19 protein-coding genes are annotated in these 20,708 nt (G+C 47.6%); all 19 read left to right on the top strand.

The features are described 5' to 3' along the window. The first annotated feature begins 144 nt into the window (after positions 1–144). Positions 145–510, top strand: a complete 366-nt coding sequence (locus ASD40_RS13200) for an NADH-quinone oxidoreductase subunit A (RefSeq protein ID WP_056832327.1) — start codon at positions 145–147, stop codon at positions 508–510. Next, entirely contained in the window at positions 495–1,013 is a 519-nt protein-coding gene (locus ASD40_RS13205) for a NuoB/complex I 20 kDa subunit family protein (protein WP_029195655.1), read from the top strand. The genes ASD40_RS13200 and ASD40_RS13205 overlap by 16 nt, the downstream gene beginning before the upstream one ends. Then, positions 1,010–2,056 carry an NADH-quinone oxidoreductase subunit C gene (locus tag ASD40_RS36095; protein ID WP_063870777.1) on the top strand — a complete coding sequence of 349 codons (1,047 nt, stop codon included), beginning with the start codon at positions 1,010–1,012 and terminating at the stop codon, positions 2,054–2,056. The genes ASD40_RS13205 and ASD40_RS36095 overlap by 4 nt, the downstream gene beginning before the upstream one ends. Before the next feature lie 3 nt (positions 2,057–2,059). Beyond that, positions 2,060–3,160 (top strand): NADH-quinone oxidoreductase subunit D, encoded by a 1,101-nt coding sequence (locus tag ASD40_RS13215; protein ID WP_029195653.1) that lies wholly within the window; start codon positions 2,060–2,062, stop codon positions 3,158–3,160. After that, positions 3,160–4,164, top strand: coding sequence for an NADH-quinone oxidoreductase subunit NuoH (gene nuoH, locus ASD40_RS13220; RefSeq protein WP_057303737.1), 1,005 nt, complete (start codon positions 3,160–3,162; stop codon positions 4,162–4,164). The genes ASD40_RS13215 and nuoH overlap by 1 nt, the downstream gene beginning before the upstream one ends. A 474-nt stretch (positions 4,165–4,638) precedes the next feature. After that, the gene (gene nuoI, locus ASD40_RS13225; RefSeq protein WP_029195651.1) at positions 4,639–5,091 is read left to right on the top strand and encodes an NADH-quinone oxidoreductase subunit NuoI; all 453 of its coding nucleotides are present in this window, start codon (positions 4,639–4,641) and stop codon (positions 5,089–5,091) included. Beyond that, positions 5,084–5,614, top strand: coding sequence for an NADH-quinone oxidoreductase subunit J (locus tag ASD40_RS13230; RefSeq protein WP_057303738.1), 531 nt, complete (start codon positions 5,084–5,086; stop codon positions 5,612–5,614). The genes nuoI and ASD40_RS13230 overlap by 8 nt, the downstream gene beginning before the upstream one ends. A gap of 2 nt (positions 5,615–5,616) precedes the next feature. After that, complete coding sequence (gene nuoK / locus ASD40_RS13235; RefSeq protein WP_029195649.1) at positions 5,617–5,928, top strand: NADH-quinone oxidoreductase subunit NuoK; 312 nt, start codon at positions 5,617–5,619, stop codon at positions 5,926–5,928. A gap of 15 nt (positions 5,929–5,943) precedes the next feature. After that, a complete protein-coding gene (gene nuoL, locus ASD40_RS13240; RefSeq protein WP_057303739.1) occupies positions 5,944–7,875 on the top strand; it encodes an NADH-quinone oxidoreductase subunit L in 1,932 nt (643 codons plus the stop codon). After that, positions 7,865–9,487, top strand: a complete 1,623-nt coding sequence (locus tag ASD40_RS13245) for a complex I subunit 4 family protein (protein WP_057303740.1) — start codon at positions 7,865–7,867, stop codon at positions 9,485–9,487. Before nuoL ends, ASD40_RS13245 begins: the two co-directional genes overlap by 11 nt. 4 nt (positions 9,488–9,491) lie before the next feature. Next, the gene (locus ASD40_RS13250; RefSeq protein WP_057303741.1) at positions 9,492–11,003 is read left to right on the top strand and encodes an NADH-quinone oxidoreductase subunit N; all 1,512 of its coding nucleotides are present in this window, start codon (positions 9,492–9,494) and stop codon (positions 11,001–11,003) included. A 444-nt stretch (positions 11,004–11,447) separates the two neighbouring features. Then, complete coding sequence (locus ASD40_RS13255; RefSeq protein ID WP_057303742.1) at positions 11,448–13,976, top strand: S8 family peptidase; 2,529 nt, start codon at positions 11,448–11,450, stop codon at positions 13,974–13,976. A 19-nt stretch (positions 13,977–13,995) separates the two neighbouring features. After that, on the top strand, positions 13,996–14,256 hold the full coding sequence (locus ASD40_RS13260; RefSeq protein WP_235549248.1) for a DUF1146 family protein: 261 nt from the start codon (positions 13,996–13,998) through the stop codon (positions 14,254–14,256). A 198-nt stretch (positions 14,257–14,454) separates the two neighbouring features. Then, positions 14,455–15,774, top strand: coding sequence for a UDP-N-acetylglucosamine 1-carboxyvinyltransferase (murA, locus tag ASD40_RS13265; protein WP_057303743.1), 1,320 nt, complete (start codon positions 14,455–14,457; stop codon positions 15,772–15,774). A 396-nt stretch (positions 15,775–16,170) separates the two neighbouring features. Next, positions 16,171–17,223 (top strand): stage II sporulation protein D, encoded by a 1,053-nt coding sequence (spoIID, locus tag ASD40_RS13270; protein WP_057303744.1) that lies wholly within the window; start codon positions 16,171–16,173, stop codon positions 17,221–17,223. A gap of 82 nt (positions 17,224–17,305) precedes the next feature. Continuing rightward, on the top strand, positions 17,306–18,043 hold the full coding sequence (locus tag ASD40_RS13275; RefSeq protein ID WP_057303745.1) for a M23 family metallopeptidase: 738 nt from the start codon (positions 17,306–17,308) through the stop codon (positions 18,041–18,043). A 271-nt stretch (positions 18,044–18,314) separates the two neighbouring features. After that, positions 18,315–18,605 (top strand): sporulation transcriptional regulator SpoIIID, encoded by a 291-nt coding sequence (gene spoIIID / locus ASD40_RS13280; RefSeq protein WP_047682268.1) that lies wholly within the window; start codon positions 18,315–18,317, stop codon positions 18,603–18,605. Positions 18,606–18,772: 167 nt separating this feature from the next. Continuing rightward, entirely contained in the window at positions 18,773–19,771 is a 999-nt protein-coding gene (locus ASD40_RS13285; protein ID WP_029195639.1) for a rod shape-determining protein, read from the top strand. A 28-nt stretch (positions 19,772–19,799) separates the two neighbouring features. Beyond that, positions 19,800–20,693, top strand: coding sequence for a flagellar hook-basal body protein (locus ASD40_RS13290; protein ID WP_057303746.1), 894 nt, complete (start codon positions 19,800–19,802; stop codon positions 20,691–20,693). Positions 20,694–20,708: the final 15 nt, after the last annotated feature.

Below are 20,708 nucleotides of genomic sequence, written 5' to 3' on the forward strand. Positions count from 1 at the left end.
ACTCACTAGGAATGAAAAGTGGGGTTTGGAATTAGTCATCGACGCCCAAAAGGCTTTTTGTTATAATATTGAAGGTGAATATTACCAAAACTAGTAGCACGACTAAGAAAAGCAAATACGAATGGAGGCGGTTACATTCACATGATGTATACAAATAACTATGTAATCGTAGCGATTTTTCTAGGGTTAGGTATTATTCTCCCTATAGTAGCGCTAACGGCAGGCAAATGGTTAAGACCGAGTAAACCCGTCGATGAGAAGTATACGACGTATGAGAGTGGTAATGAGCCTGTAGGTGAGGGGCAAATCCGGTTTAACATTCGTTATTATTTATTTGCTTTGATGTTTGTTATCTTTGATGTGGAAACCGTGTTCCTGTATCCGTGGGCTGTAGCTTTTAATCAGCTTGGACTTTTTGCCTTAGTGGAAATGTGTATTTTTGTAGCCTTGCTTGCCATTGGATTAATATACGCTTGGAAGAAGAAGGTGCTGCAATGGACTTCAGTCTAGAATCAATATCTCCCGAAGAACGAGAAGAATTAAACCGTAATGTCTTTATGACGACACTGGAGCAAGTGAAAGCTTGGGCTCGCAGTAATTCGCTTTGGCCATTAACCTTTGGTCTGGCCTGTTGTGCCATCGAAATGATGGGTACTGGCGGATCTCACTATGATTTAGACCGTTTCGGAGTCATCTTCCGTACGTCTCCTAGACAATCTGATGTCATGATTGTGGCGGGGACTGTAACGAAGAAAATGGCTCCTTTGCTGCGCCGTCTTTACGAACAAATGCCTGAACCGAAGTGGGTCATTGCGATGGGGTCCTGCGCTACAGCGGGTGGACCTTATGTGAAGTCGTACTCCGTTGTTAAGGGAGTTGACCAAATTGTTCCGGTTGATGTTTATATTCCAGGTTGTCCGCCGAACCCAGCTGCACTCATTTATGGAATAAACAAGCTTCAGGAGAAGATTCGCTATGAAGCGAAGACTGGGAAGCAGGTGACCAATCGATGAGTGATGAGAAGAAGCCGGAGGAGAAGGTAGACCCGACTCCAACTGCTGCTGATAGTAAGAAAGTGAATGAGTCACCGTTAGAGGAAGCGATCGCTGAAGTTGGCGACCTTACGCCGGAGGCGCGCGCGAGTAAGACGCCGCTTAGCGCTGACGTGCAGGCTGCGGTAGATCGCGCGGCAGAGAAGCAGGCTGCTGACCCGGCTGCGCAGACGACGAGCGAGCCGAGCGACGCGCCTGCGGCTGAGCTTGCGGAGCAAGATGCTGGCAGCGGCGATGCTGGCGCAGCAAAGGGCAATGACGCGGCCGTGAGCGCCAACGCGCCAGCAGCGAGTGACGCGGCAGCGGAGCGCGCCGCGGCAAGAGCCGCCCGCCTCGCTGCGCGGGCGGCTGCTGAGCCGACGGGCGAGCCTGCGTCGGCAGCAGCCCCAACCCCAGTGTCTACGGACGCTGGAGACGATGAGAAGGCGGCCAAAGCCCAGGCCGCCGCAGAAGCACGCGCTGCGCGAGCTAGCGCGCGCGGGGCGAAGACCGAGTCGGCGGAGCCAGAGGCGCCGAAGGAGCCTTCACCGAACCAGCCGCTGCTTGATCGGCTGGTCGCGATCTTGAAAGCCGACGTAGGCGAAGACGCCGTCGTTGATGCATTCATCAACGAAAGGGACGCGCATCGCCCTTACGTGGTCATTCACAGCTCACGTTGGCTGCAGGCCGCGCTGACGCTCAGGGATCATGAAGAGCTGCGCTGTAACTACTTACGCAATCTCTCGGGCGTGGACCAAGAGACGCACCTAGAGGTGGCGTATCATCTGTTATCCCTCACAAACAAGCATGAGTATTGTGTGAAAGTAAAGACAGATCGAGAGCAGCCAAGCATTCCTTCTGTAGCTCCAGTATGGGCTACAGCGGATTGGAATGAGCGAGAAGTCTATGACCTACTGGGTATCGATTTCCCAGGTCACCCTAACTTAGTAAGAATCATGATGCCTGACGATTGGGTCGGCCATCCACTGCGCAAAGATTACGAACCGCTTGACCCGGAGGTGTAGCTCGTGTTACGGACAGAAGAACTCCTGTTAAACGTTGGTCCTCAGCATCCTAGTACGCACGGGGTTTTCCGCGTGATCGTGAAGCTGGATGGAGAGGTTATTAAAGAAGCAATACCCGTGATGGGCTATCTACATAGAGGAACAGAGAAACTCGCTGAGAACCTTAGCTATACACAAATTATTCCATACACGGATCGAATGGATTACGTATCGGCGATGACGACCAACTACGTGCTTGTAAATGCCGTAGAGAAAATGATGCAGCTTGAAGTGCCAGAACGAGCGGAATTCCTTCGTTTAATCGTGATGGAGCTTCAACGTATCGCCTCTCACATGGTGTGGTGGGGAACCTATTTGCTAGACATTGGCGCCATGAGCCCGTTCTTATATGCGTTCCGCGATCGGGAAATTATCATTGATCTGTTCAACGAATTGTGCGGAGCTCGTCTAACCTACAACTACATGCGTGTAGGCGGAGTGAAGTGGGACGCTCCAGAGGGTTGGATCGATAAAGTTAAGAAATTTATTCCTTATATGTACGGTAAATTGGAAGAGTATCACACTTTAGTAACGGGGAATGAAATCTTTCTATCCCGTATCAAGGGTGTAGGCAAGTATGATGCAGAGACAGCCATTGCGTATGGCCTTAGCGGCGCTAACTTAAGATGTACGGGTGTAGACTGGGATATCCGCAAAACGCAGCCGTACAGCCTGTACAGCCGCTTTCAGTTCGACGTGCCTGTTCGCAGCGGCGGTGACTGCTATGATCGTTACTTGCTTCGTATGGAGGAAGTTAAGCAATCGCTCCGTATTCTAGAGCAAGCCGTGGAACAGTTTCCTGAGCAAGGCGAAACCATGGGCAAAGTGCCTAGAGTCATTCGTCCTCCAGAAGGGGAAGTGTATTCGGCTATTGAGTCTCCGCGCGGGGAAATTGGCTGCTATATTATTTCCCGAGGCAAACAAGAGCCTTTCCGTCTGAAATTCCGCAGACCTTCCTTCGTGAATCTGCAAATTTTGCCCAAGCTGCTGGTCGGTGAATCGATGACCAACTTGATTACGATTCTAGGCGGCATCGATATTGTCGTTGGGGAGGTAGATGCCTAATGGTGAATTTATTGGAAGAGAGTCTAACTTGGACGAACTTCTTCGTTTTCTTTTTCTGGGGCGTCGTCATGCTGATGCTCGTTCTGGGCTTCGTAACCTATGCGATTTACTTCGAGCGTAAGGTCATCGGCTGGATGCAGATGCGGATCGGGCCTAACCGAACGGGACCTTTTGGGCTACTGCAAAGTGTTGCGGACGTCTTCAAGCTTCTAATCAAAGAGGATACGATTCCTAAAAAAGCAGAACGCGAGCTTTTCATTCTGGCGCCTATCATTACGTTCATCCCTTCGTTCACGATTATTGCGACGATTCCATTTTCGGATCGGATGTTTAATGCGAATTTGAATGTCGGACTGCTCTTTTATGTAGCCTTAACGGGGATTTCTACGATTGGTATCATCCTCGGCGGTTGGGCATCTAATAACAAATATGCGCTGCTAGGCGGTATGCGTTCTGCTGCTCAAATGATTAGCTATGAGGTGCCACTCGTCATCTCCGTTATTGGTGTCATCATGATGACGGGCAGTTTAAATCTACATACGATCGTTGATCATCAAACAGGCGGTTTCTGGCATTGGAATTTCATTCCTCAGATTCTTGGCTTTATCATTTTTGTTATAGCCGGGGTCTCGGAGCTCAATCGAACGCCGTTTGACTTGCCGGAAGCGGAGTCTGAGCTTGTTGCTGGTTATCATGTGGAATACAGTGGTTTCCGCTTCGCTTTTTTCATGCTATCAGAGTATGTTTACGTGTTCGTCATTGCTTCCCTTACGAGCTTGATTTTCCTGGGCGGATGGCACTCACCGTTCCCATTCCTTGATTTCATTCCGGGTATTATCTGGTTCCTGCTGAAATTCTCTTCGGTTGTGTTCTTCCTATTCTGGCTGCGCGCGACGCTGCCTCGGGTACGGGTAGATCAACTTATGGGATTCGGCTGGAAAGTGCTGCTTCCACTGGCACTGGTTAATATGCTGATTACGGCAATCGTCATGACCATCATGTAGGAAAAAAGTGGAAGCATTGCTATAGGTTGCAAACATGCAGAATAGGCTTCTGTTATGATCAAGCGGAACCTGAGTACCTTATTTCCGGCAAAATGCTTGTTTTCGATCCCAAAAGGGAACTACGATACGCTATTCAGACCGAAACAAGTGAAAAAGCATCCATTTCAAGCGAATAGCGGAACGACGTTCCGTTGAAGCGCATTTTATCGAAGAAAAGGGACAAATAGCGCATCGACGTTCCTCTCGCGACAAGGATTTCTGGATACTGCCCAGATCACACCGATATAAGCTAGTATTTGCTGCAGGTATGCTTTCCAAGTCAGTTTTGCTAAGGCAAAAACTCAGTTAATGCTTACGATGCAAGTTTCCTACGGAAACTCTAAGCCCACGCTTACGAAGTCAGTTTTGCTAAGGCAAAACTCAGTTAATGCTTACGATGCAAGTTTCCTACGGAAACTCTAAGGAGGGAAACGAATGAAGGGCATAATGAAAGGTTTAGGCGTAACGTTTAAAAGTATGACACAGAAAAAAATAACGTACGCATACCCTGACGTCCCGATTAAAATGCCGGACCGCTTTCGCGGTATTCAATATTTTGATCCAGAGAAATGCATTGTGTGTAATCAATGTGCACGCGTTTGTCCGACGGAGTGTATCACGCTAACAGGTAAAGCGAATCCTGACCCAGAGAAAAAGGGCAAAGTTATCGATACGTACGATATTAACTTCGAGATTTGTATTCTGTGCGATCTCTGCACCGAGGTGTGTCCGACAGAAGCAATCGTCATGACGAACAATTTTGAGCTGAGTACCTACAGTCGTGATGATCTGTTCAAAAATATGCAGTGGTTAAGCGAGAACACGCAAAATATCCGTCAAGAGAACAACTCAGCCTTGCCAAAAGGGGGGGCCAAAAAAGATGTTTAGCGGAATTGGTGATTTCTTATCCAACGGTTCAAGCTGGGCTTTCTTCGTCTTCGCTCTTCTTGCAATTGGCGGAGCTATCTTCATGATTTCTTTTACCAAAGTCGTTCACATGGTCATTGCCGTTGCCCTTACGTTTATTAGTTTGGCGGGGCTGTATGTCATTCTGGAGGCTGAGTTTGTAGCTTTCGTGCAAGTGTTGATCTACGCAGGCGCAATCTCGATTCTGATGATTTTCGGTATTATGATGACGAGGCACAGACAAGGGGAAGAAGAGGAGCCTAAGCGTCCTTGGCATGAAGGACTAGCGATTATTGGTGCTTTGGGATTGTTCGGAGTGTTATTTTATGCCATTCAAAAAACGACCTTCGTCGCTTCAGGTACCCTGGATGCTGGCAAGGATAACACACTAGAAATCGGAAAACTGCTCTATAACGAGCACGTTATTCCTTTCGAAATCATGTCGGTGCTGCTGACGGTAGCCTTCATCGGTGCCATCGTGGTCGCGAAGAGGGAGGAGGATTAGCAGTGGGCAATATTATTACTCCCTATCTCACGCTGGCGGCAATCCTGTTCTGTATCGGTTTATACGGTGCGTTAACGAAGAAGAACGGGGTTATCGTCCTGCTTTCGATTGAGCTTATGCTGAATGCGGTGAACTTGAATTTGATTGCCTTTTCGAAGCTTGGTGACCATCCGGCTCTTACCGGGCAGATTTTCTCGTTATTCAACATCACTATAGCAGCTGCTGAGGCGGCTGTCGGGATCGCGATTCTAATTACCATTTACAGAAATAAAGGGACAGTAGAAGTTACGGATTTGGATTCTATGAAGCGCTAGGAGGCTAACAAGAATATGGTATCGGACTATTCACAGTACGCCTGGCTCATTCCGTTGTTTCCGCTGCTTGCTTTTCTAGCGCTTACGGCTATGGGACGTCAATTAAAAGATCTAGGTATTTACATCAGTATTTTCGCGATGCTGGCATCATTTATCGTTGCTTTGCTGATTTTCGTTGAGCGAATTGGCGGTAAAGTGGAGGATTACACGTGGAATAAGCTGCATTGGCTGCAAGTGGGCGATTTCACGCTGAATATGGGCTTTGAGGTTAACAATCTGAACGCCTTGATGCTCGTAATTGTCACACTGGTGTCTTTGCTGGTGAACATTTATTCCAAAGGTTATATGAAAGGCGACGAGCGAATCCATGTGTTTTTTGGCTATATCGCTTTATTCTCCTTCTCCATGCTTGGTCTTGTTATCTCGGAAAATATGTTGGAGCTATACATCTTCTGGGAGCTAGTAGGGGTATGTTCCTTCCTGCTCGTCGGATTCTGGTACTTCAAACCAGAGGCGAAGGCTGCTGCGAAAAAGGCATTTATCGTTACCCGTATCGGGGACGTCGGCCTGTTTATTGCCATTCTGCTGCTGTACTGGTATATGCCAGGGCATGCACTTGATTTCACATCTATTCATAATGCTTTTACAACGGGCAAAATCGACCCAACGATCATCACATGGATTGCTATTCTGATCTTCATCGGGGCGATGGGTAAGTCTGGTCAATTCCCGCTGCACACGTGGCTGCCGGATGCCATGGAAGGTCCAACGCCAATAAGTGCTTTAATCCATGCTGCAACGATGGTTGCCGCTGGAGTGTACCTAGTTGCGCGTACCTTTGATATTTTCCACGCATCGCCGGATGCTTTGCTTGTTGTAGCATATGTGGGTGGTTTCACAGCGATTTTTGCGGCCACGATTGGTATTGCTCAGAACGATATCAAACGCATTCTCGCCTACTCGACCGTGAGTCAACTCGGCTATATGATGATGGCGCTTGGGATTGGTGTTTCCTACACGTCAGGCATGTTCCATTTGTTCACGCACGCCTTCTTCAAAGCGCTGCTCTTCTTGGGCGCAGGCAGTGTGATTCACGCTGTACATACGCAAGACATTAACGAAATGGGCGGTTTATCCCGCAAAATGAAAATCACGACTTGGACATTCGCGATAGGCACGCTGGCACTTTCAGGTATTTTCCCTTTCGCAGGGTTCTGGTCGAAGGATATGATCCTGACAGAAGCATACGAACATAACCTGCTCTTGTTCTGGGTCGGTGTCATTGCTGCCTTCTTCACAGCGTTCTATATGTCGCGTCTGTTCTTCCTCGTATTTATGGGATCGCCTAGAGGCAAAGCAAGGTCTACTGAAGAAGATCACGATGATCTTGGTCATGCAGTGCATACCGCCCATGAACCCCATGAGTCTCCGGCAACAATGACCACGCCATTAATTATTCTTGCTGTGCTTGCTGTTGTTGCGGGCTTTGTGAATACGCCGTTTAACGAATGGCTCAGTCAGTGGTTGACAGGGCATGATCATGATGAAAAAGCCAATTGGACCGTTATTATTTTGTCCACACTGGCTGGAGTGCTTGGAATTGGGCTTGGTTACTTGATCTACCTCAAACGTACGATTCCGCGCGATGTCGTTTCTGGTAAAATGCCGTGGCTGTACACGCTGCTGAATCGCAAATATTTCATTGATGAAATTTATGATGGTGTCATTGTAAAACCGCTTCGCGGTTTAGGCTGGATACTTGAACTATTTGATGTGTATGTCGTTGATGGTATTGTGCGTTTGGTCGCCTTTACTGTGGTCGGACTAGGGCGTTTAGGCTCACGTCTCCAAAATGGTCAACTACAAACCTATGGTGTCATCATGATTTTGGGGATGCTGATTCTGGTACTCGCCATCGCAGGAAGGAGGTTCATCCATGCTGGCTAGTATACCCATCCTAAGTATGATCGCCTTCTCGCCTCTGCTTGGTGTTCTGGTCTTGCTCTTCATCCGTGGTGATCAAGGCCGTCTGATTAAAACAATTGGTATTGTCACGACATTGATCCCGCTAATTTTGGCTGCGTGGTTGTATAGTGATTACAATTATCAGGGTGATCCGATTCAGTATAAAGAACAGCTGGACTGGATCAAAGTGCCGCTTAACCATGAGGGAATTCAGCAAATTACTTCGTATTTCTTCGAGTTTAAGTACTCGTTGGCGGTTGACGGCATTTCCTTGCCGCTCGTGTTTCTAACGGCATTGGTTTCGTCAATGGCTGCTTTAGCTTCGGTGTATATTAAGAAACGCTGGAAAACGTACTTCATTCTGTTCTTGCTGCTGGAAACGGGTATGTTCGGAGTTTTCTTATCACAGGATCTGTTCTTGTTCTTCTTGTTCTTCGAAATTACACTCGTACCTATGTTCTTCTTGATTGGTATTTGGGGGTATATGAACCGGGAGCAAGCTGCCAATCGCTTCTTGCTTTACAATGGACTTGGATCAGCGATCATGTTGATCGCGTTCTTAATTCTCGTCAGCACGGCTGGATTCAATCAGGTGCCTTCGCAGACAGAAGCTGTCATTTACTACAGCGGTGACATTCATACGATTGCACATAATTTGCTGCAAGATCCCGCCGCTTATGTCAATCAAGAAGGAACGCCGTTCTTCCTTAGTCCGACTATGAAGTGGACCGTGTTCATTATGCTGCTGGTCGCTTTCGGCATTAAGCTGCCGATCTTCCCGTTCCATACATGGATGCTCAAAGTACATACAGAGGCTCCGCCTGCTGTTGTTATGATTCACTCCGGGATTTTGCTGAAAATGGGGGCCTACGGCCTCATCCGATTCGGCATCCTATTCTTCCCGGGAGAAGCCAAGCAGTGGGCCTGGATGCTGGCGCTCCTCGGCGTCATCAACATCGTGTACGGCGCGATTCTCGCCATGGTCCAAAAGGACTTCAAGCTCGTGCTGGCCTACTCGAGTATTAGCCACATGGGCATCGTCCTGCTCGGTCTCGCCGCGTTCAACGTCTCGGGCCTGCAGGGCGCCGTGTTCCAACTGATCTCACACGGCCTCATCTCGGCCCTGATGTTCTTGCTCGTAGGCAGCATCTACGAGCGGACCCAAACGACGCAGCTCGACCAATTAGGCGGTCTAGCAAGCTCAGTTCCGTTCATCAGCGGCATTCTGCTGGTCGCTGGTATGGCATCGCTCGGATTGCCGGGCTTATCCGGCTTCATCAGTGAGTTCCTCGCGTTTCTCGGACTCTTCGAAACGCACCGTGTGTACGCGATTGTCGGTACACTTGGGATCATTTTCACCGCGGTTTACGTGCTGCGCGGGGTTCTGAACATCACGTTCGGCCCTAAACAGCCGAACCTGCAGCTGCAAGGCATGCGCGACGCCAGATTAATCGAGGCGGTGCCGATGATTACATTGGTGGCGTTCATTCTCTTGCTCGGTGTATACCCAAGCGTGCTGAGTCAGCCGCTTCAGCAAACGATAGGCAGCTTGGATCAATTGATCCACAGCGTAGCCGGGAAGATAGGAGGTTAGACCAGTGGAACAGATAAGACTCCATGTCGCTGATTTAGTGCATCTGCTCCCTGAGCTTTCGCTGGTTGCCACCGCGATCATCCTATCTCTCTTGGATTTGGTCCTTCCTAACAGGCTTAGTCGCTTGATAATTGGATGGCTGACGTTGGTTGGCATTGCTATTTCTGCGATATTCGTTGTTCTGCAGTTGAATCCAGATGAGGCCATTGGGCTGCTCAATAATAGCTACAGAGTGGATGACTTCTCGAATCTACTCAAATTGTTCACATTAGCAGGTACAGGCTTCGTTGTTTTGATGAGCTTAGGCTTCATCAAAGAAGAGGCCATTCCACATGTCGGGGAGTATTACTACTTCTATCTGCCCGCCGCGCTCGGAGCCATGATTATGTCATCCTCGGGTGACCTTATCACGCTGTATGTTGGGTTGGAGCTGCTGAGTATTACTTCTTACTTGCTTGTGGCAATGAAGAAGAAAGATAACAAATCTAACGAGGGTGCCTTCAAGTATTTGGTCATGGGCGGTATTTCATCTGCGATCATCTTGTATGGCATGTCTTTCCTATACGGAATGGTCGGTTCCAGCAATTTGTCGCAAATTGGTGCTGCTCTTCCATCGCTCGTAACTGCTTACGAACCGCTGCTTTATGTAGCATTCTTCATGCTGTTGGCAGGCTTCGGCTTCAAAATCGCCGCTGCCCCGTTCCACAGCTGGGCTCCGGATGTATACCAAGGCGCACCGACGCCAGTGACAGCATTTTTGGCTGTTGTGTCCAAGGGCGCTGGCTTCGCTATCCTATTCCGCGTATTCTACGTGTTGTTCGGATTTAGCAGCTTTGAAAACAGCAGCTTTCAAACGGATGTGTTTCTTGCCATATCGGTAATGGCTGCAATTGCAATGGTAACCGGTAATTTCATTGCTCTGAAGCAAACGAATATGAAAAGGCTTTTGGCTTACTCAGGAATTGCCAATGCAGGTTACCTACTCGTTCCGATCGGAACTTACTTTTCCAGTACTCACTACGCGAACTTCTCTGAATTTATATTCTATCTGATCGCGTACTTGTTTATGAACATCGGAGCGTTCGCTGTGCTGATGATTATTGAGCAGGCAGAAGGCCATACCGAAGCGAAGGGTTTCGCTGGTCTCTATTACAGGGCCCCAATAACAGCCGTAGCCATGGTGCTCATCGTGCTTTCATTGGCCGGCATTCCTTTATCTGGCGGGTTTTTCGGGAAGCTCTACATCATCCTGGGAACGATGCAGACCCAGCACTATTGGCTAGGGGGACTGATGATCGCTACCAGTGTGGTATCCTTTTACTACTATTTCGGCATCGTACGCCAAATGTTTATGCGCAGCGATTACGAGCCTGCCGAGATTAAGGTGTCGATTCCGTTAGGGATAACGGTTTGGTCATGTGCCCTCATAAGCGTGGCATTGGGCGTTGTCCCACACCTTGTGCTGAAAGGCATCGAAGCCATTTTCACCTTGACGAAGGATTTTCTGATTATGTAAATGTATAAATAAGCCTTTCCCTGCTTAAGAAGTGGGGGAAGGCTTTTTTGTTTGTTTGTATAGGAAATTTAAGTGCGTTATCTGACCTTTCACAGTACGGACGCGCGGGACGGTCATCTGAGAAGTCGATTTCCGACCTCTCAGACACTATTGACGAGCATCAGCTCACCGAACTCTCGCTGAAAGCGCGGTTTTCGCGCTTATTGTTCGTTATGGTTTTATCGCCTTTACACCAAATTATTCCAAGGACTTCACGGCTTGTCATTTCGATGTACAATGTATAGGAGAATGTTTGACCGCCATCCCATACATACTAGCAAAAATATTTTTGCTCAAGTTCTGAACTTTTTGCGACGAAAAACCGTTATAGGTATCGAGAAGACGGGTAATGTGGTATAGATAGAGAAGGAAAAAGATCATACAGAAAAAAGGACCTGTGATTACATGAAATGTACTCGACACCTTTGGCTCATCGTACTGATGATGCTTGTTGTGGAACTTACAGGGATGATGACTAAAGTAGAAGCAGCCTACCCGGTGTCGACGGATCCTATGAGGGTGAAACAAACCTATCTGGATATGATCCACATTGATCAAGCATGGGCTGCAGCAGGAGATTCCCGGACCCCCATTGTAGTAGCGGTTGTCGATACGGGCGTTGATCTTGTACATCCTGATTTAGTAGGTAATTTGGTAGATGGTGTGAACCTGCTTCAACCATCGAAAAAGCCTCAAGATGATAATGGACATGGAACGAATGTGGCAGGTATTATTGCGGCCACGTTCAATAACGATAAAGGGATTGCAGGCATAGCTCCTAATGCCAAGATTATGCCAATTAAAGCGTTGGAGGCCGATGGTACAGGCGGCGAAGCCAAGCTTGGCGAAGGCATCAAGTACGCAGTGGATCACGGCGCGAAGATCGTAGTGCTTTCCCTAGGGCTGAACAAATATTCCGATTATTTGGATGGCATTGTGAAGTATGCAGAGGATCGTAATGTACTGCTCGTTGCCGCTGTTGGCAATGAAAGCACGAGTGTGAAATACCCTGCGGCATATCCAACTGTTCTAGCAGTAGGAGGCGTTAACTCGGAAAAGCTTGCTGACCCTCGTTCGAATTTTGGGCCGGAGCTAGATCTTGTGGCGCCCTGGGATGTATACACAACAGCACTAGGTGGCGGCTATCAGTACCAAGATGGAAGCTCCATGTCTGCACCGCAGGTTGCTGCAGCTGCGGCTTTGGTATGGGGAAAATACCCGAGTATGAACGTGTATCAAGTTCGTGCGCAGCTCGAGCAGACGGCTGAAGACTTGGCGTCAGGGGGATGGGATTCCAAAACGGGCTATGGCTTGTTAAGAGCGGATATGGCACTGACGAAGCCTTACAGTGAGGATTACTTTGAACCTAACGAAAATATGAATCAGGCTGCTATATTGCCGGTTCATACGGCTGTTAAAGCTGTACTTAGCTCAGCCCAAGATCAAGATTGGTACGCTATTGATGCGGCTTATGATGGGTTTATTAAATTATGGCTGAATAGCCCAGATAGCTCGGGTGTCCGGGTGCGTTTTGATTCCGGAGAAACGTTTATCGCGAGTAGTACCACGGACGGAAGTCAGCCTTTCATGGTCCCTGTGACCAAAGGGCGTACGTATGTGCAGCTGCAGACGGTGGATCGTTCCCGCAAGACGGCGTTAAATTACTCGATGCGAACGGATTTTGCTATTTATAAGGATCCATTTGAGGATAATGATAAGCAGTATAAAGCATTCGTTTTACCTGATCGAAGTCAATCTATCCGAGGTACTTTTCATCAAAAAGGAGATCTGGATTGGTTTGCAATATCCCTAAAAGACTCAGGTACAATGCGAATTAGGCTATCCGTAGATACAGGACGCATTGATCCGATGATCCTTTTTCAGAAGGAAGGGGAGAAGTCAATTACGATCGACCAAGCCGGAGATGGAGGCATTGAGGTCAGCTCCCAAATGGATTTGCTCCCGGGTCAGTATTACATTCGTGTCAGCAATATGAAGGATTACTCAGAACCGATTACGGGTGAGTATACGTTAGAAATTGAATACACGCCAAAGCTGATCGATCCGAATGAGCCGAATGATAAATCGTATCAAGCTACTTTTGCTGCGATGAATTCCGTGTATGAGGGTGTATTTAACAAAAATGAGGATGTTGATTGGTTCGAATTCCGCATGAGCAAGGATGGTCTAGCCCAAGTGCGTTTAACGAACATACCGACATCACGCATTTTATATGCAACGTTATATGATAGTTCTTTGAAGGAACAAGGCTTTTATCGAAATGATTATGGTAATGATCAGTTTTTTATTGAGAAAACCCTGCCTGCAGGCACCTATTATATCAAGCTCCAAGCCAACCAATGGTTTATGAGTCAAATGTACCGATTAAAAGTAGGCAGTTACGCGCTGGTGAGCGGTTTTGTCGATATTGATGGACACTGGGCACAAAATGCTATTAGCCAGCTTACGGAGCAAGGTGTGATTAGCGGTTACGGAAACTACCGTTTTGCTCCAAATCAGCCCATTACACGTGCGGAGGCAGCAACGGTATTGACGCGAGCTTTGAAGCTGTCTAAGCGTCAGGAACTGCGTTTCAGCGATATGGATGCTTCGCATTGGGCTTACGATTACGTAGCTAAAGCGGTTCAAGCGAATATTGTGGACGGTTACCCGGATGGAACATTCGGGCCTGACCGTACACTTACACGTATGGAGATGACACAGATGCTTGCCCGCAGCATGAATATGACGGGGAAACGCCGGGGTAACTCCCCTTTTAGCGATGTGAATGATACGTATTGGGGTGTCGGGATCCTGAAACAAATGTCGGCGGATGGTTGGATTAGCGGCTATTCGGACGGCACCTTCCGGCCTGATGAGCAAGCAACACGAGCTGAATTCGTAACACTGCTGGCTAAAGTAATCAATCGGTAAAACCGAAGAGGAGTGACTTATGGCAGATACAGACAAATGGAGTGAAGCGGCGAAATATGCTTCGATGATGAATATGGTGGATATTGCTGTCTACATCATGTGTATTGGCTTATCGTGGTGGGCGCTGCAAGCGTTCCGCTTCGATGTCCTGCTCAAAAGGCCTAAAGCTGCTCAAGCGATTATGCTGCAAATTTTGCTTTCTATTGCTCTCGGACACTTGGTCGCAAGTTTTTTTATTCAGTATTTAGGCCTTTCTATGGGCTTCGGTAAGATGTTTTAATCACATTTTTCGAATAATGCGCAAGTTTGTTGTCAACAATGGATAATAGAACGGAATGAAAAACGAAACCTTATCCGAACTCTATGTAGGGTTGTTGGAATGCCAAAAGAACACAGTTGTAACTGTATGGGTTGAAATGATAAACTTAAGAAATGTGCAAAACCTTGTAATTTAAAATAAGTGCGCGGAGGGACCATGATGAGCAAAATTATCGTCCGCGGTGGCCGAAAGTTAGCTGGCAATGTGAAAATCAACGGAGCAAAGAATGCGGTTCTACCGATTATTGCAGCTTCCATTCTGGGTTCGGAAGGTGAAAGCGTCATCCATGATGCGCCTCCCCTTGACGATGTACTAGTCATTAATAAAGTATTGCAAAGCTTAGGTATTGAAGTGGAATATGACCGTCAGGTTATTCGTGTTCGTGCTCATAACATTAACACATGTGAAGCATCTTATGATCTAGTCCGTAAAATGAGAGCCTCTTTCCTCGTGATGGGTCCTTTGTTAGCAAGGCTTGGTCAAGCAAGAATTTCGCTTCCAGGCGGCTGTGCGATTGGCACAAGGCCAATTGATCAGCATCTCAAAGGCTTTGAAGCGATGGGTGCCGATATTGAACTGGGTCAAGGGTATATCGAAGCTAAAGTGAAGGGGCGCCTGAAGGGTGCCAAAATTTATCTCGATGTAGCCAGTGTAGGCGCAACCGAGAACATCATGATGGCTGCAACGCTCGCTGAGGGCACAACCATCATTGAGAATGCTGCTAAAGAGCCGGAAATTGTCGATTTGGCGAATTACTTGAATGCCATGGGCGCGACAATTCGCGGGGCAGGAACAGGTGTTATTCGCATAGAAGGCGTAGAGAAACTTCGTGGGGTAGTACATACGGTTATTCCGGATCGCGTAGAAGCGGGTACATATATGATTGCCGCAGCTATTACTGGTAGTGAACTGTATATGGAGGGCGCTATTGGTGACCATCTCCGACCTGTTATTTCTAAAATGCAAGAAATGGGCGTTATCATCGAAGAAGATGAGAACGGTATTCGTGTCTGCGCTTCGGGGCCGCTTCGTGCGGTTGATGTGAAGACGCTGCCGTATCCGGGCTTCCCAACCGATATGCAGTCGCAAATGATGGCGCTGCTGATGGTGGCGGACGGCACGAGCCTCGTGACCGAGACCGTGTTCGAGAATCGGTTCATGCATGTCGAGGAGTTCTCGAACATGAACGCTCATATCAAAGTCGATGGCCGTACAGCTATCGTGAGCGGCAATGCCAAGCTGCAGGGTGCGAAGGTATGCGCAACAGACCTGCGGGCAGGGGCGGCTCTTATTCTAGCGGCGCTAGCTGCAGAAGGCGAAACCGAGATCACAGGAGTTCACCATATTGATCGCGGTTATGTCGATATTACTGACGTACTGCGTGAGTTAGGTGCCGATATTCATAGATCGGTGCCGCAAGAAGTAGAGCAAGAAGTTGCGGAGTTGGGTTTTTTCAACATCCAGCCGACGCTTGCTTAGGATTGTGTTTTGAAGAACCATTGGGGGATTACTCCGATGGTTCTTTTTGCTTTTAGAAAATTACGATTCAAGAGTCTTAAAGCAGCTTCATGAAGGTAGATGGGATATAGTGGTTACCAATGTTGTACTCTCTACAACAATTCACACGCCAAAAGGCTATTTTGCAAGTTAAAATTGCAGTTTGTACAACAATGGATTTCGATTTATACCTCGATGTAAAACACTGCATACCAGCATTCTATAAGTATTAGCAACAGTTGAAGCTCCCCGTAAGCTCTAGCATCCGCAATCTCACGCATTTTACAAGATAGTCCATTGTTCTATTCTAGCAATCCCTCTCATAAGCTAAGTCATATCAACTACGTGCTAGTAAACGCGCTTATGGAGGCTGCTTAGATGATGTTCAAGAAGAAACGCGTGCTGGGCAAAGGGGTCATCCTTTGGATGGCTGTTTGCTTATCTTCCATGCTCTGTGTGACTATTATCGTTCCAGGATTGCTAGTTAAGAAGATTCCGGATGGCGGGGGGCAACCTCCCATCCAAATTGCGAATGACGGACTGCTCAAGGAAACAATCACCGAACAAGGCCTAATGATTCCCGTGTATCTGACCAAGAAAGCGACGATTGAGACGGTACCGCTGGAACAGTATGTGAAAGGTGTGCTAGCCGCCGAAATGCCGGTCGAATTCGAACTGGAGGCGCTCAAAGCGCAGGCTATGGCAGCTAGAACTTATGTCGTGCGTAGAGTGCTAGAGAAGGATTACAGCAATATGCCGGTTAACGATGCACTTGTGACAGACACAACTGCGCATCAAGCTTATATCACGGATCAAGAGCTAAGAGACAGATGGGACAAGCGTTACGAGACGAATATGGCCAAAATCGATAGAGCGGTGAATGAAACCAAAGATCTAATCCTCACTTATGAGCATAAACCAATCAATGCCACCTTTTTCTCAACAAGTAATGGATACACCGAAAACTCGGAAGATTACTGGCCGTTCAAGAGTCCCTATCTGCGCAGTGTGCCAAGCCCCTGGGATATAAAGTTGTCTTCTCGCTATCAGGAAACCATTGATCTCAGTTACAAGAGTATGCTTCAGAAGCTAGGCGTTACGAGTATTGCAACAACAGGTACAAGCGCCAAAAATATGAAAGTACTAGCGTGGTCGACCGGCCATCGGATTAAAACCATAACGATTGGTGGTAAAATATTCTCAGGTCGCGAAGTACGAGAGAAGCTAGGACTAGCATCCTCTCAATTTACGTGGAAATGGACAGGCTCCAAAATCACGTTTACTACCTACGGATATGGCCACGGTGTTGGCCTAAGTCAATGGGGCGCCAATGGTATGGCGATGGAAGGTAAAACCGCGGAGCAGATCGTAACCTACTATTACACAGGCATCTCTATCGAAAAAGCGACACCTTTTATCCAAAAATCGTAATCCTTTAACGTTTCTATAAAAATATCTTTCTTCAAGTATAAAACCTTTAAATGTGTCAAGAATGGTTGATGAGGTGATAACCATGAATGATCAAAACAAAGGTTTTCAAAAAGAAGAAGCTCCTAAAACTGCACAAGGAGCGCAAAGTACGACATCCACATGGAAGAGGTTGCTTGCTAAGAAGTGGGTATTCCCAGCAACGTATATGGCAGCAGCAGCAATTATCTTAACCTTAATGTGGGTGTACCAGGACGCCGGGAAGAAGACAGTCAGCGAAGCAGATCTGGGCATTAAGGTTAGCAGCAGCGACAAAGCGACAGATACTACCAAAGCACCGGACGGGGCGGTCGCGGTCAACGCGCAAACCGAAACGATACAGTGGCCTGTTAAAGACAGAACACTGGTCGATGTCTCCATCCCCTTCTATGACACGAATGCAACGAATGAAGTGAAGCAGACGGCAATGATCCAATATAACGATCAATTGACGCCGCATACCGCTATCGACTTGAAAGCCAAGGATGGCGCAGCCTTCGAAGTATTAGCTGCTCTGAGTGGCAAGGTGACTGCGGTAGAACAGAATCCGGTTGTTGGCAATCTTGTTGAAATTACGCACAGCAATGGCTTGATCAGTGTTTACCAAAGTTTGTCCGAGGTGAAAGTAGCCAAAGGCGCTGAAGTGAAAAAAGGCGATATCATCGCGAAAGCAGGACGCAACGAGTTCGAGAAAGAGGACGGCGTGCATCTGCACTTTGAAGTCCGCCAAGTTAGTGATAATGCAGCGGTTAATCCAGAAACGCTTTTAAACGCTAAGCAGTAATCAATTTCCACGTATAGGCTACCGCCTACATAAAATAAGGGCAGCGGGTACATCCTGCTGCTTTTTTGCATGGATATGAAGGAGTAGTTTTTATTTTAACTTCGCTTCACTTTTACTAAAAATGCTTGTCCGAAGGACGCCAGAATCGATTATTCTTGATTATTTTGAAAATAAATATGGGAAATGGGCTTGTCAGGCTTGGCTACGTAGAATATCTAGTCATGCCCCTCATATACTTTACCAAACTATCTCGAGTAGGGAGGCGAGGGGAGTGCACGATTACATCAAAGAGCGAACCATTAAGATTGGTACCTGTATCGTCGAGACCAAGAATACGGTTCGCACCATTGCTAAGGAATTCGGCGTTTCCAAAAGCACGGTGCACAAGGATTTGACGGAAAGACTACCGGAAATCAACCCGGACCTGGCCAATCAGGTGAAGCACATTCTGGAGTATCACAAATCCATCAGGCACCTTAGGGGAGGAGAAGCGACGAAAATTAAGTATCGAAAAACCCGAAATCCGAAGCTTTCCGAGAACCTGGTCACGGTCAAGTCCTAAAAGTACCTTTCATCCCGATAGGTTTCCTTCATACTTCCCGTGTCGAAATTTCACGCAAAAAGAGGAATTAATGCATTTATATCGAATTTAGCTTATAATTAGAACTATATACAAGAGCGCCGATTCTTCACGGGATGGACGGTAGGTTTAGGGAGGATTAACTAGAAATGTTAAGCAAGGATATTGGAATAGATCTCGGCACGGCGAATGTGCTCATTCATGTAAAAGGACGCGGTGTTGTGCTCGATGAGCCTTCCGTAGTAGCGATTGAAAGCGATACGAAACGCGTGCTGGCTGTAGGAGAAGAAGCTTTCCGCATGGTGGGTAGAACTCCAGGCAACATTATCGCGATTCGTCCATTGAAAGATGGCGTTATTGCGGACTTTGATATTACGGAAATGATGTTGAAGCATTTTATCGCGAAAGTAGGGGGCAAGAATTGGTATTCTCATCCGAGAATACTGATCTGCGCCCCTACCAACATCACCTCGGTTGAGCAGAAGGCGATACGCGAAGCAGCTGAGCGCAGCGGTGCCCGAGAGGTATTCATGGAAGAAGAACCGAAGGCAGCGGCAATTGGTGCCGGTATGGACATCTTCCAGCCTAGCGGCAATATGGTTGTAGATATCGGCGGAGGGACGACGGATGTGGCTGTTTTATCCATGGGTGACATCGTCACCTCCTCCTCCATTAAGATTGCAGGCGACAAATTCGATATTGCGATCACGAAATATATCAAAAATAAGTACAAGCTGCTGATTGGTGAACGGACGAGCGAAGATATTAAGCTGAAAATCGGAACGGTATATCCACACGGTAGAGATCAAGAGATGGATATTCGCGGTAGAGATATGGTATCCGGTTTACCACTTACGATCACGATTCACTCCAGTGAAGTTCAGGAAGCGCTGTGGGATCCAGTTTCCTCCATCGTGACTGCGGCGAAGAGTGTGTTGGAGCGAACACCTCCAGAGCTATCCGCAGATATTATTGACCGTGGTGTTATTTTGACAGGTGGCGGAGCTTTGCTGCATGGGCTCGATCAACTGCTAGCGGACGAACTGAAAGTACCTGTATTAATTGCGGAAGATCCAATGTCCTGTGTCGTTAAAGGAACAGGCATTATGCTCGATAACCTAGATAAGGTTACCAAACGTAAATTTTAATTAGCCATACTACCTAAGAGGTGAAGAGATGTTAAGAGGACTGTATACCGCGGCGGCAGGCATGATCTCCGAACAGCGCAGACACGACACCATTACGAATAATATTGCCAACATAAATTCCCCAGGCTTTAAACAAGGCAATGCTTTGTCTCGATCGTTCCCGGAGATGCTGATATCGACGATTCGCGGTGGACAAGGTGCCTCGACAGCTCCCCTTGGGAAGATGAGTCTAGGTGTATTCTCCGAGGAGAGTATCTCTATTCATGCACAGGGTGATTTGCAGGAAACGCAAAACCCTTTTGATTTTGCTCTTGTTTCGAAAATACAAGTGCCTGGTATGAACTTTGACGCTTCAGGCAAGTTCGTGAATGCGGATGGAGAACGCACGTTTCAGCCACAGGCACTGTTTACGGTGTTGAATGCTGATGGTGAGCAGCGGTACTCCTTAAACGGGAAGTTCACCGTTGACACTGCAGGCCAGCTAGTTAATGCCAACGGGAATCAAGTGCTAGGCCGAGATGGACAACCCCTGCTGTTAATTGATGGAGCGGGTCAGCCGATTCATTCCTTCAAGGTGACAGACAAGGGTGAGTTCCTTGATGCGAATGGCCTTCCACTTTTGGGGCCGACTGGCCAACCCGTAGGATTGATGCTCTCGCGTGCAGAGAATCCAAATCTATTGCTGCGTGAAGGTAACGGCCTTCTGCGCATTAATCCAGGCGATGAAGCGACTGTAACGCAGGTTGCTGCAGGTGACCAAGTAGAGGTTCGTCAAGGCTTCATAGAACGCTCTAATGTTGACTCCGCGCAATCGATGGTCGATATGATGTCAGCGCTACGCGCTTATGAAGCAAACCAAAAAGTCATCCAATCTTATGATAAAAGTATGGAAAAAGCCGCGAATGAAGTTGGGCGCGTCTAATCTAGCTGGCGAAGG

The sequence above is a fragment of the Paenibacillus sp. Root444D2 genome (genome assembly GCF_001426375.1).
Classification (GTDB): Bacteria; Bacillota; Bacilli; order Paenibacillales; family NBRC-103111; genus Paenibacillus_E.